The sequence below is a fragment of the Blastomonas sp. genome (assembly GCF_030373265.1).
Lineage (GTDB): Bacteria > Pseudomonadota > Alphaproteobacteria > Sphingomonadales > Sphingomonadaceae > Blastomonas.
The window spans coordinates 75,463-88,179 of the sequence record NZ_JAUCZC010000013.1; the positions used below are offsets into that span (position 1 = coordinate 75,463).

The 12,717-nt window shown below is 61.0% G+C and carries 10 protein-coding genes; 4 read left to right on the forward strand and 6 right to left on the reverse strand.

The genetic code is table 11. The features are described 5' to 3' along the window. Positions 1 to 17: 17 nt before the first annotated feature. Positions 18 to 2,495, reverse strand: coding sequence for an exo 1,3/1,4-beta-D-glucan glucohydrolase (locus tag QUV11_RS09620; RefSeq protein ID WP_300882056.1), 2,478 nt, complete (start codon positions 2,493 to 2,495; stop codon positions 18 to 20). Between the two features lie 223 nt (positions 2,496 to 2,718). On the opposite strand from QUV11_RS09620, the gene QUV11_RS09625 reads away from it, so the two are divergent. Next, positions 2,719 to 3,765, forward strand: coding sequence for a LacI family DNA-binding transcriptional regulator (locus QUV11_RS09625; protein ID WP_300882058.1), 1,047 nt, complete (start codon positions 2,719 to 2,721; stop codon positions 3,763 to 3,765). 7 nt (positions 3,766 to 3,772) lie between these two features. On the opposite strand, the gene QUV11_RS09630 is transcribed toward QUV11_RS09625, so the two are convergent. The 3 genes from QUV11_RS09630 to QUV11_RS09640 form a co-directional block, all read right to left on the reverse strand. Next, positions 3,773 to 4,987, reverse strand: coding sequence for a glycoside hydrolase family 6 protein (locus tag QUV11_RS09630; RefSeq protein WP_300882060.1), 1,215 nt, complete (start codon positions 4,985 to 4,987; stop codon positions 3,773 to 3,775). Between the two features lie 1,108 nt (positions 4,988 to 6,095). Beyond that, positions 6,096 to 6,917 carry an alpha/beta fold hydrolase gene (locus QUV11_RS09635; protein ID WP_300882062.1) on the reverse strand — a complete coding sequence of 274 codons (822 nt, stop codon included), beginning with the start codon at positions 6,915 to 6,917 and terminating at the stop codon, positions 6,096 to 6,098. Positions 6,918 to 7,034: 117 nt separating this feature from the next. Beyond that, on the reverse strand, positions 7,035 to 7,796 hold the full coding sequence (locus QUV11_RS09640; protein WP_300882064.1) for a crotonase/enoyl-CoA hydratase family protein: 762 nt from the start codon (positions 7,794 to 7,796) through the stop codon (positions 7,035 to 7,037). Positions 7,797 to 8,117: 321 nt separating this feature from the next. Between QUV11_RS09640 and QUV11_RS09645 the strand changes: the two genes are divergently transcribed. Beyond that, positions 8,118 to 9,752, forward strand: a complete 1,635-nt coding sequence (locus tag QUV11_RS09645) for an acyl-CoA synthetase (protein WP_367279850.1) — start codon at positions 8,118 to 8,120, stop codon at positions 9,750 to 9,752. A 105-nt stretch (positions 9,753 to 9,857) separates the two neighbouring features. Then, positions 9,858 to 10,688: a coniferyl-alcohol dehydrogenase gene (locus QUV11_RS09650; RefSeq protein WP_300882066.1), complete on the forward strand. Its 831-nt coding sequence runs from the start codon at positions 9,858 to 9,860 to the stop codon at positions 10,686 to 10,688. Here QUV11_RS09650 and QUV11_RS09655 read toward each other — a convergent pair. Next, on the reverse strand, positions 10,685 to 11,350 hold the full coding sequence (locus QUV11_RS09655; RefSeq protein ID WP_300882068.1) for a TetR/AcrR family transcriptional regulator: 666 nt from the start codon (positions 11,348 to 11,350) through the stop codon (positions 10,685 to 10,687). The two genes, QUV11_RS09650 and QUV11_RS09655, sit on opposite strands and share 4 nt — an antisense overlap. Positions 11,351 to 11,485: 135 nt before the next feature. Between QUV11_RS09655 and QUV11_RS09660 the strand changes: the two genes are divergently transcribed. Next, entirely contained in the window at positions 11,486 to 12,259 is a 774-nt protein-coding gene (locus tag QUV11_RS09660) for an SDR family oxidoreductase (RefSeq protein ID WP_300882070.1), read from the forward strand. Between the two features lie 3 nt (positions 12,260 to 12,262). On the opposite strand, the gene QUV11_RS09665 is transcribed toward QUV11_RS09660, so the two are convergent. Next, entirely contained in the window at positions 12,263 to 12,658 is a 396-nt protein-coding gene (locus QUV11_RS09665; RefSeq protein ID WP_300882072.1) for an OB-fold domain-containing protein, read from the reverse strand. Between the last annotated feature and the right edge of the window lie 59 nt (positions 12,659 to 12,717).

Consider the following 12,717-nt stretch of genomic DNA (forward strand, 5'->3'; position numbering starts at 1 on the left):
CCTCCCTATTCTCAATCTTATTTGCATTGAACTACCGGTCCGCTCGGCGAGACGATTCTGGCCAAGGACATGACGATTTCGAGCCTGCCCGCGGTCGCGAGGCTGAGCGGCGTATCGACGCGGGTCATGTCGACGCCTGCCTTGGCAAAGCAGCTCAGCGGAACCGCGATCCGCGTCCACTGGCCGGTCTTTGCGGCGGCAGTGAGCATGGGGCCGAGCGGGAAGCCGCCAGCACACTGCGCGCCGCACCCCATCAACAGGCTGACCTCAGCCGTGGGCGGGGTATCGACCTTGAGTTCGATTTCGAGGGCCAGCTCGCCATTCGACTGGCGCGAAAGATCCTCGGGGGCGTCGCGGACAATGGCGGCAACCGCCTGCCCCGCTCCTGTCCAGCGCAGCCGTACCGAATCTTCCTGCGCAATCCGGTCGGCAGCGCGCGCCTCGATCAGATCGGGGCCGGGATTGGTCGAAAGGCTGCCCGGCGGACCGATCAGCAGCCGGCGCCCGGCGCCGGGCTTGCCCGCAGCGAACAGCACGCCGGGATCAGCGACAGCGACGCTGGCGCGCGCTTCCGGCAGCGGGGCAAGCTCGCCCTTGTCGGCCAGGGTCAGGCCAAAGCCATAGGGGAAGAGCGGATCATAGCCCGGATCGCCGATATTGACCGCGGTCTGGTCGCTGGCCTTAGGCCAGCTATAGGGTAGCTTGCCGCGGAAATCGGCCTTGCCGAACAGCATGTCGGACACGCCGCCGCCTTCCGACCCCGGCAGCCAGGTGGCGACGAAGGCGTCCGAGGCATTGAGGAACGGGTTGACCCACATCGCCCGGCCCGAGAGGAAGACCGAGACCGTCGGGATCCCTGCCGCCTTCAACTTGCGCAGCAGGTCGAGCGATCTGGCGTCGTCATAGCCAATGTCGGGCCGGTCGCCCTGAAATTCGGCATAGGGGTCTTCACCGAAGACCACGATGGCGACGTCGGGCTTGGTGGCAAATTTGCCGTCGGCCGACAGCGTTGCCATGCCGCCTGCGGCCTTCGCCTCGGCGGCGATGCCTTCCCAGATCGACTGCGCATTGGGGAAATCGCTGCGCTTGGTGCCGGTCCCCTGCCAGCTCAAAGTCCAGCCGCCGGTCTGCTTGGTCAGGTTGTCCGCACCGTCGCCCGCAACCAGGATGTTCGCGCCGGGATTGAGCGGGAGCAGGCTGCCCGCATTTTTCAGCAGTACGAGCGATTCGCGCACCGCCTCGCGCGCCAGAGCGCGGTGTTCGGCGCTGCCCAGCAGCTCGAAGCGACCGCCATAGGGGCGCTGCGAAGGCTTGCCCGCCTCGAACACTCCGGCGCGCAGCTTCACCCGCAGGATGCGGCGCACGGCATCATCGAGCCGCGCCATGGGCAGTGCGCCCTGTTTCGCATGCGCCAGCGTGGTGCGGTACAGGTCCTTCCAGCTATCCGGTGCCATGTACATGTCCAGCCCGGCAACCGCCGAGGCCGCGCAATCGGTGGTGGTGCAGCCTGCAACCTGACCATGGCCGTTCCAGTCGCCGACCAGGAACCCGTCGAAGTTCCAGCGATCCTTGACCACATCGGTCAGCAGCGAACGGTTGCCGTGCATCTTCACGCCGTTCCAGCTCGAAAAGCTGACCATGACCGATTGCACCCCGGCATCGAGCGCGGGCAGATAGGGCGGGCTGAACAGATCGCGCAACGCTGCCTCGGGCATCTGAGCATCCCCCTGGTCCTTGCCGCCATAAGTGCCGCCATCGCCGAGGAAATGCTTGGCCGTCGCGATGATGTGCGGCCCGCGGAGCCAGTCCTTGTCGCCGACCTTGCCCTGCAGCCCTTCGATCAGCGGCGCAGCATAGCTGGCGGCGATCTCCGGGCTTTCGCCAAAGCCCTCATAGGTTCGCCCCCAACGGTCGTCGCGCACGACGGCCAGCGTCGGGGCAAAGGTCCAGTCGAGCCCCGTGACCCGCATCTCGATGGCTGTCGCCTCGCCGATCCGGCGCACCAGGTCCGGGTTCCGCGCGGCGCCGAGGCCGATATTGTGTGGAAACAGCGTTGCACCGACGATGTTGTTATGGCCGTGCACCGCATCGCTGCCCCAGATGACCGGGATGCGCGGCAGCTTCGCGTTGGGCTTCATCGACGCGGTGTAAAAGGCATCGGCAGCAGCCAGCCAATCCTTGGCAGGCGCATTGTAGCGGTCGCCGGGGGCTGAGTTGCCGCCGTTCAGCACCGATCCCAGATGATAGCGATAGACGTCGTCCGGCGTGACGCTGGCGATATCGGCCTGGATGATCTGGCCAACCTTCTGCTCGACCGACATCGCGGCGATCAGGTCGTCGATCTTCCGCTCGACTTCAGGATCGAGCGCCAGTTTCGATTCGCGCTGCGGCCAGAGTTCGGCATGCGCCTCTGCGCTGGCTGCAGCGGCGCTGGAGGCATCGGCGGCTGCACAAAGAGGGCCGGCGCCAAGCGCGAGCGGCCAAGCCAGCGCCATTAGCGACGCATTACGCAATGCAAGAACAGCCCCACGCGGCACGATCATCACCCCTCCCATCCTGTCGGCGGTTGTTTACGCCTGACAACGTTTACCGATTCTCGGTCAACGTTTACCGCCATCCATCGACACAAGTCAAGAGAGGCGCTAAAGGGGACATATCGCATCGGCCTATTGGGGGGTTTCCGTTGGAGGAATTTCCCCTGGAACCTGTTCAGGGGCCATGCAACGTCTGGAGGGAATAATTTCAAAGCGCGCCACGATCGTTGATATTGCGCGGGTGGCCGGGGTCACCCCCAAGACCGTATCACGCGCGCTCAACGACGCGCCGCATGTCAGCGCCGCGGTGCGCCACAAGGTGAAAGAGGCTGCAAAAGCGCTCGATTATCACCCCAATCTGGCGGCGCAGAGCCTGATCGCTCGACGCTCGTTCCTGATCGGCCTGACTTATGAACGGCCCAGCCCCAGTTATGTCGTCGAATTGCAGAACGGCGCGCTCAGCCGGCTCGACGATGAGCGTTACCGGCTGGTAGTGCTGCCCTTCGCCCATGTCGCGAGCCGCACCGAAGAGCTGGGCAAGCTGCTGCTGCGGGCCGGGCTGGACGGGGTCTTGCTCGCCCCACCAGCCTGCGACCAGCCGCTGCTGCTGGACATGCTGGAGCGCCAGCGCCTGCCCTATGCGCGGATCACGCCGCACCGCGATCTGGGTCGCGGGCTCGTGGTGGCGATGGACGAAAGCGCAGCCGGGCATGCGGTCGCGCAGCATCTGCTGATGCTGGGGCATCGCCAGATCGGCATCATCCTGGGCGATCCGTCGCATGCCGCCAGCGGCAGCCGGCTGGAAGGCTATCGCCGCGCCTTTGCCGAGGCTGGCGTGGCGATCGACGAGGCGCTCGTGATCACCGGCGATTTCACCTATGACATCGGCTATCGGGTCGCCCGCACCCTGCTGTCCCGCAAGCAGCGCCCCACCGCAATCCTCGCACAAAATGACGACATGGCCGTGGCAGCGATCGCAGCGGCCAGGGAAATGGGGCTGTCGGTCCCGCAGGACCTTTCGGTCGCGGGCTTTGACAATTCTGAGGTCTCGCGCACCGCCTGGCCGCAACTGACCACGGTCAACCAGCCGGTGCAGCAGATGGCCTGGGACGCCGCCGATCGGCTGATCGCGCTGCTCGACGGCAACGGCGCGCCAGAGCCTGCCCAGCGCCGCGACCATGCGCACGAGCTGCTGGTGCGCGCATCGACTGCGGCCCCGGCGATCGCCTGATGCGCGTCTAGTCGCGGTCCAGCGGCGGCTTGGCGAGCTCGATCAGTTCGCGCGCCTGCTCGACGAACCACTGGCTTGCCGCTGGTGCCTTGGTCCGGCGTTCCGGATCTTGCGGCCCGGCGGTGCCGCGCAGGCATTCGCCATCCGATTCGCCAGGGACCTTGATCCACAGAAAGCCATCGACATAGGCCTCGCCGCTCGCGAGAGTCGGCCTGCGTCCCAGCCCCCTGGCCGGCGGATTGCACCACACCTCGGCATCGCGATACCGCCCGGCAGGCGGCTTCCACGACCCCAAGCCATTGCGGCTGCTATCGATCAGCGCGTGTTTCTGCGACTGGGGCGCGCGCTTCAGCCCGCGCTCGGCAAACAGCCGGTCATAGGCGGCATCGATCCGCCTGCGGTTATCGGGCTTCTCGAAAGGGTCGGCGGAAAACTGGCTGGGGCAGGCGCGCGGATCGAGCCCGGTGCGGCTGACCAGCGCGATGCAATCGCTGACCCAGCGGGCATAGGGCACGACGCGCGCGTCGCTCTCAAAGTTCGAGACGTTGAGGAAAAAGCCCGCGACCTTGTCCACGTCGGCGCGGATCAGGCGGCTGGCAATCTCTCCGGGGGCAAGCCAGCTGCTGCCGGTGCCGTCGAGATAGATGCGGACGTTCGGCAGCGCGGCCAGGATCGCCACCGCGCCGCGCAGCTGATCGTACCGGCGCGCGGCGGCGGCTTCGTCCTGGCCCTTGGGCCGGCACCCCTCGATAATCCCCGCCAGCGTGCGATGCCAGGGGATGACGCCAAGCCCGTCGGGTTCAAGCACGACGATCGCCTTGCGGTCTCCGACTCCTTTGGCAAGCCCGCGGATCCAGGCGAGGTAGGAGGCTCCATCCGCCGCGCCCCCGGCCGAATAGAGCGCGCAGTCGCGATAAGGGATGTTGTACGCGACCAGCACCGGAATCTGCCCGGCAGCAGCGGCACGCTCGGTGACATCGCGCGCCAGTCCCTCGGCGATCTCGGGCGTGCCATAGGCCAGCCAGGTGGCGGAAGGGATGCGCGCCAGCCGCATGGCATCGGCGCGCGCTTCCCCCGCCAGCGTTTCGGCGGCTTTCATGGTTGTGCTGCGGTGATCGATGAACAGTCTGGACGGATCGTCAGCGGCGCGCGCGCCCATCACGGGCGCCAGCAACACCGGCGCCAGCAACACCAATGCCAAGGCAAGCCTGTTCCGTCGCATCATCGCTCCCCCATACGTCCATGCTGGCGGATTGTCCGATGCTCCGCCCTCGCGCGCGAGGGTCGCGCCATGGTTCGGGCAAATCAAGCAGGTCACGCAAAAAACTGCGACCGGTTCGGTGCCGTTAGCCCGAATGGCGCGGTGTCCTGGAGCTGCGCGCGCACATCGCGATGGGCAGGCCGATCATGCCGAGCGCAGCCCCGGCAGACCCAACTGCTGGTCCCTCCCGGCCTGTCATAGCGAAAAAAGGCCCTCGCCAAAACCGACACGGCGGCTGGACTGACCGTTGGACTTCGGGCCGGTGTTCGAAGTCGCTTCCATGGCGCTGATCATGATTTTATGTCCCACATTTGCAAAAATGTCGGTCCGGACAACGTGGGACACACTTGGATCCGAATCACCAGCAAACCCCGCAGGGACGCTGGACTTTCGGAGCTGATCAGGGATTGTGTGGGATTGGTACCTGGCGGAGAGGGTGGTTTCAATAAGTTAACCTTAAGTATTTGATAAGGTTGTTCAAATTACTCGCACAGATAAATAGTCCCACGCACCGTTCCCTTAGAGAGCACTCGCGCGTTCAAACCGCATCTGAACTATGCCAAACTACTCAATTGTTGTCGATGATTTTCTGTAATTTTCTTCCATCCGATTTAAGTACCTACTAATAGATTGGCTCATTAGAAAGGTGGCAAGGGATGTGGGGCATTGGCATGGCTGCGGAAGAATTGTTGTGCAACGTCGAGAGCGGTAACGCGTGTGTCGGAAAGACACCGAATGTCATGCACTTTTGAACTGGGGGAAGCCTTGCGGCACGGCACGCCGTCATTGAGGACGATACCGAACGAAACCTATCGGATCATCTTATTGCTCGTTTGAATGTTGGCGCAAGAGACGGGCGCGGTAACAATGGCGATAACGACCCCGAAATTGGCAACGAATGCCCAATTGTCGCTATCGATGATCTGCTGTCTATTGCATGTGCTGCGTCAGATTTTCGATGCTCCTCGCATGGCCGGACCTGGCTCAAAGCTGAAGGAGAATGCGGCGTTCAACAGGCAGAGTAGAGCGTAGATGCCGGAGCAGAAGATGGGCCAAACCATTACCCGCATCAGTGGCCTGCACCAACATAAGGAACGCGCGCTTCCTCAATCAGGATTTCTGCCAGAGAGTATGGCCGTGTGTTCATACCCTGATGACCGCAGTCTAGGCGCACCAAGCGGCTTGCGTTGAGCCTTGCAGCAAATCGCTCCTGCCAAGCCAAAGGAAGTATGTTATCTGCAAGGGCAAGGACATACGTCACCGGAACGTAGCAGCCTGAATCATAATGCCATTTGCTCCATTCTGTCGCGCAAGCTGTCGGCCAATGGTCCATACCAAGCTTGGCCGCGAAGGTGCGTGACTGCTTCTCATCCATATCGTTGCAGAAACCAGCATGGAACATTTCTGATGACGACGTGGTGGCTGGATCTCGCGGCCACCCGACCTCTCTTTGATGACTCCCGTGTATGCCACCCCCCATCATTTGCACAACGGTCTGCCCAACGTCGGGAGCCGCGCAGGTAAAATAGACTGCGCGCGCAATACGATCGGATCGCGCTGCGCAAAGGCCGGGAAGCAGAGTGCCAGCCTGCGAATGCCCGACCAGCAGTGCATCGCTAACATTGTTGGCATCCAGTTCTGACGCAAGCTCGTCGATCACATCTGGAATGCTCATGCCTGTTGTATCTTGACCGCGCTTATCCCCACAGCCCGGCACATTCAGGCAAAAAATCCGCCCTGCGGTTGCTCCAGCCTCCACGCGAATCGCGGCAATGGTCTCGGCCCAAACCCAGGCTCCCTGCCCGCCGCCATGAACCAATACTATATCTCTAAGCATGCGCCCACGACCTTCGAACTTCTTGCCGACCTGAAAAACCAGATCACCATTCAATCATTGATATTTGCTCGACAGATGGTTCAGCTGTCACCTGCACTATGAGCATCTAGCTTCAGTCACCACAAATGACTGACTGAAGCGCAAACGGTGTCGGGAGATTTTAAGATTGTATTATTCACCTCGCCAGTTTGGTTTGCGCTTTTCTGCAAATGCCAGCGCGCCCTCTCTGGCGTCAGCGGAGTGCAGGACCTCTGGCAGGTATTCATTCTGTTTTTCCCAGCGCGTATCAAGCGACCAGGCTCGTGACTGCGTAATGATCTGCTTTGAAACACGCACAGCAATCGGGCCGTTGGCGACAATCTCGAGAGCCAGTTCCATGGCGGCTTCCAGGGATGGTCCAGACGAAATCCTGTTGATCAAGCCCATGCCCAAAGCCCGTTCCGCATCGAACAAGTTACCTGTCAATGCCAGCTCCATCGCTATCCGCACAGGTATCTGATCTGGCAGACGCATTAATCCACCTGCCCCCGCCACCAAACCACGCTTCGTTTCGGGAATTCCGAATTTTGCGCCAGCACTCGCAACAACAAGATCGCATGCAAGCACCATTTCGAGTCCACCAGCCAGCGCATATCCATCCACCGCCGCAATCAGGGGTTTGACTGGCGGTTGAAGGACAAGGCCGCCGAAACCCCGCTTGGCATCGACAGGATGTTCGCCGCGCAAAAATCCTTTCAGATCCATGCCGGAACAAAAGTGTCCGCCGGCACCAGTAAGGATGGCAACGCGAACTTCCGGGTCGGCATCGAGAGTTTCTAGTGCCTGGGCAATGCCTTCAGCCATCTCCTTGTTCATGGCGTTCCTGGCGTCGGGGCGATTCATGGTAATGACCATGACGCCATCACGAACGTCCACACCTAATTCATCCGTCATTTTCACTACTCCGATCGTTCAACTGAGAATACCGATACCCTCACCCTATCTGGGCAATGCACCCCTTCACGAAGCCAACGTCCCTTGTCAGCTGTACCGGGCGAGGCGCTATCGCATGGGATCTGCCATCAAGATTGGAAAGATCGGAGCACCGCATAATCATCATCATTGGCACCCTCCGTCCGCGCCGCATACGCTGGAAATGTATTACCTAGTGTGATAACTAGGTCGGCATGCCTTGGCAAGGTTTGCAATCGCATCATGCGGACGAGATCATTCAGACCGACATTGACTCAAATATGACGTAGTTATATTTCTGTGATGTCGCCCTGGCGCGACCGGGGTCGTCCGCAGACCCAGCAACCTTCGGCATCAAAGCCTGGAGATCTCATGCACCCACGCTTTCATGCCCTCGATAATCCAGACAAACCCTGCGCCATCCATGCCGATACAGGCGAGCATCTGGCCTATGGGGCGCTCGAGACGTGGGCCAATCAAGGTGCGCACCTATTCCGTTCTTTAGGGCTGGGAACAGGTGATACGCTGGCGCTCTGGGCACCCAACACCTTGCGTTATTTCGAGATATACTGGGCAGCTCAGCGGGCCGGGCTTTACATCACGCCGATCTCAACCCGTCTGGGCGCTGATGAGGCTGCCTATATCTTGAACGATTGCAGCGCAAAGCTGCTGATCGGCGATGCGTCAGTCACCGCGATGTCGGCTTTGCTCGATATTCGGAGCACCCACTGCCCATCGCTTGAGCACGTCCTGTTCGCAGACACCGCGTTTGGTCTTGGCTGCAAATGGCACGATGCCATCACTTCGTTCTCGCCACACCCGATTTCGGACGAGAGCGCCGGGTTCCATATGGTATATTCGTCTGGCACGACGGGGCGACCAAAGGGCGTTCGACTTCCGCTCACTGGCGGACCTGCGACCGAACCCCACATGCTCGCTGCCCGTCAGCAGATGCGTTACGGCGTCGGCAAGGACACGGTATTTCTCTCGCCCGCGCCCTTGTACCACACTGCCCCGCTCGCCTTCAGCACCTCTGTCCAGCGACTGGGTGGCACAGTCATTATACCGGACAAATTCACACCCGAGGGCACCTTGCAGGCAATCGCGCAACACCGGGTAACTTTCGCGCAGATGGTGCCTACAATGTTCATTCGCCTGCTCCAGTTGCCGCAGGCGCAGCGCAAAGAGTTCGACACCGCATCGCTGACCCATATCGTCCATGCCGCTGCTCCCTGCCCAGTCGAGATCAAACGCGCGATGATCGACTGGTTGGGGCCGATCATCTACGAATATTATGGCGGATCGGAAGGCAATGGATCGACCTTCATTACACCGCAGGAATGGCTGGAGAAGCCCGGCTCGGTAGGCAGGGCCGATTGGGGAGTGGTGCACGTTGCAGATGAATCAGGCAATGTCCTGGCTTGCGGTGAACAAGGCCTGATCTACTTCGAAGGCGGCTGGGATTTTGCTTATCTCAACGACCCAGAGAAGACCGCCTCTGCGCGCCATCCCGTGCACCCCGGATGGACGACGCTGGGCGATATCGGATATCTCGACAGCGACGGCTATCTGTTCCTGACAGATCGCAGGAGCTTCATGATCATTTCAGGCGGTGTGAACATCTATCCGCAAGAGGCAGAAAATATACTCGCCGCCCACCCAAAGGTCGCCGACGTCGCGGTGATCGGTGTTCCTGACGCGGATATGGGCGAAGCTGTGAAGGCTGTGGTCCAGCCGCGCAACTGGCAGGAAGCGGGCGACGCGCTGGCCAACGAACTGATCGCGTTTTGCCGGTCCCGACTCGCTGACTACAAATGCCCGCGCAGCATCGATTTCGAGGCCAGCCTCCCTCGGCATGAGACCGGAAAGCTTTACAAGCGCGAGCTTCGCGACCGGTACTGGCCGGATTCAAGGGCCAGCTGCTCGGTTCCCGCTTAGACCAAAAGTTGAATCATCGTCAGTTTTTCGCTTCCATGCGCGGTGGCCGTGTGTATCAGATGTATCAAGCAGCGCCGTGATCATTGGACTGCAAAGGAGATGGGGATGTCGGATATCTGGTCTTATGTTGGCAAGCGCGTTGTCATCGCGGGCTGCTTTTCGGGCATGGGCGAGGCGTGCGCCCGGGAACTGGTTCGATTGGGGGCAGAGGTGCACGGCGTGGACATCAAGCCCAGCCCCGTCGGTCTGGCATCCTTCACTCAAGTCGACCTCAAGGACACAGCGGCCATCGAGGCAGCGGTCGAAGCCATTGGCGGAGAGGTGGACGCAGTGTTCAATTGCGCAGGCCTGCCTCAGACCTTTCCTGCGCAAGACGTGGTCCAGGTCAATTTCATCGGCATCCGCCACTGGACCAACCAGTGGATTCCCCGAATTCGGGAAGGCGGTGCCGTTGTCACAGTCTCGTCGAACGCTGCAATGAACTATCACGCTCGTCTGGCTTTGCTCCAGGAGTTCATTGCCATTGACGATCCCGCCGCGGCGATGGAGTGGGTTAAAGCCCATGCCGACGCTGTCGCCGACGGATATGGATTTTCAAAAGAGGCTCTGGTGGTGTGGACGCAGCAGCGCGCAGTCGACCTCATCAAGCGCGGCATCCGCATCAACGCCACCCTGCCCAGCCCGACGGCCACGCCGATGATGAAGGACTTCGAGGTCGTTGCCGGTCCAAAGATCCTGGAGATTTTTGCGCTCCCCTCCGGACGGCAATCAACCGCTGAGGAACAGGCCTGGCCGCTAATTTTCCTCAACAGTCCGGCAGCCGGCTTTATCAGTGGTGTGTGCCTTCCGGTGGACGGAGCCTTTACCGGCGGCGTCAATACGGGGCTCATCAATGTGCCCGCGCTGATCGCCGCGGCGATGCAGCCTGCCAGTTAAAGCGCGCCCATGGCGTGCGCGACCATATTGGCAGCAGCAAGCTTTATGTCGCTGTGATCAGGTCCTTCTGTACTGACAAGCGAGCCGACCGCTGCCAGCCTCTCGAGCAGAATGAGTATAGCCGCAGCATTGGCGCTCGCATCAATCGATTGAGCGACACGGCCCGCAATCCTGCCCGCTTCGACGCGTGCCGTCAGCCGCGAAAGCAGGACACGCACAGCGCTCCGCCTGGCTTCAATGAACCTCAAATCGCCCTCTTCAGCTGCGAGGTTCCTGACGCGAAACACGGTGCTGTTTTCCAGCCAGATGCCACAATACATGGTCACGAAACTGCGCGCCTGCTGAAGGCCATCCTCTCCAACCCAGTCGGCGTCCAAAAGCGCCAGCATTTCCGGCGAAGTCTGGCTTGCGGCTTCAAGAGCCGAGAGCACAACCTCAGGCACACCATCGAAATACACATAGAAAGTCGCAGGCGAGGTTTGCGCGACCCTTGCGACCTCAGCGACGGTGAGGTCGCGCAGGCCGTGGGTCTGAAGAAGTTCGACCGTGACATCGATCAGCTTCTGCCGGGTCCGTTGGCCTTTGGCTCCAATGCGCTGACCATTCTGATTGACGAGGCGAGGCTGAGCTGCAGGTTTATCGATGCTCGCGGTTCGGTTCACTTTGGGCCCCTAGTCTGGCGCATTGAGGACTAAGCCAAGCTGCGTCAAATCTCAACAAACAGTGACAGAAATTGACAGGTCGTCAATATCTGCAGTTAATCCGGGATGTCACTTTAACCGAGCAAGGGCAACAGGATGAACGATCACGCAAGCAAGGTGGCCATCGTCACCGGAGCATCCAAGGGCATGGGGCGGCATTTCGTCTTGGCGCTTGCCGCTGCCGGATGGCGCGTAGCGGGATTGGCGAGGGCTTCGGCCGAGTTGTCGAGCTTGCCGACGCACGACGGACAGGTAATAGCCATCGAATGTGATATCGCATCGCCGCAAGCCGTAAAAAGTGCTGTCGAGCGCACCGCCGCGCAGTTCGGCCGGATCGACCTTATCGTCAACAACGCTGCCGTCTTCTGGCCATTCATGCTGGAAGACGCCAGCGACGCTGATATCGCGCAGCATGTCTCGATCAATGTACTCGGGCCAATCTGGCTGATCCGAGCCGCAATTCCGCATCTGAAACAGACTAGTGGCCAGATCGTGTCGTTGAGCAGCGAATCGGTCAACCATCCCTTCCCGATGCTCACCATTTACGCCGCCACGAAAGCAGCGGTCGAAACGCTTTCGGCCGGGCTGCGCGGCGAACTACAGGCTGACAATATCCGCGTCTCCATTCTGCGCTCGGGATCGGTCGCGGGCAGCACCGGATCGGCCAACTGGTCTGTCGCAAACAGCCAGGCATTCTACAAAAAAATCGTCGAAACCGGCCATGCCAGCATGGCAGGCGAGGCAGCCAGTCCAGAATCCATGGCTGCTGCACTGCTGGCGATCGTCTCGCTGCCGCGCGATGTTAATGCCGATCTGATCGAGGTGCGTGCCGCGCGCGCCGGTGTGCCAGAAGGCGCAAGGTTCGGCTGAGCGTCAGCCAAGCCTGAAATACGGAATGTGGACATCCTCACGCTCGTGGAAGTCCACCACTACCGGGGCACCAACGGCGATTGCGCCGAGATCATCCGCCTCCAGCATCGCGGTTATCCTTACGCCCGGCTGATCGTCGAGATCTACGATCACCAGCGCATAGGGAACCGGGAGTTCGGGTATCCACGCCTGATGGTTGATCGTGTAGCTGTAAATGGTCCCCATCCCCGATGCTGCCACCGGCCTAACGTTGCGTGAGAGGCATTGCGGGCACATCAACTGCGGCGGGTGGATACGGTGATCGCACATCGTGCATGCCATGATCTGCAGCACGCCATGCGCGCCGCCAGTCCAGAAAGCGGCAGATTCCGGCGTGATCGCAGGCAACGGCAAGGCCATGCACTTTCCCCTTTTAAAAAACTGACGGTTCGTTACTAATAGCGCGCAACGACAAGAAT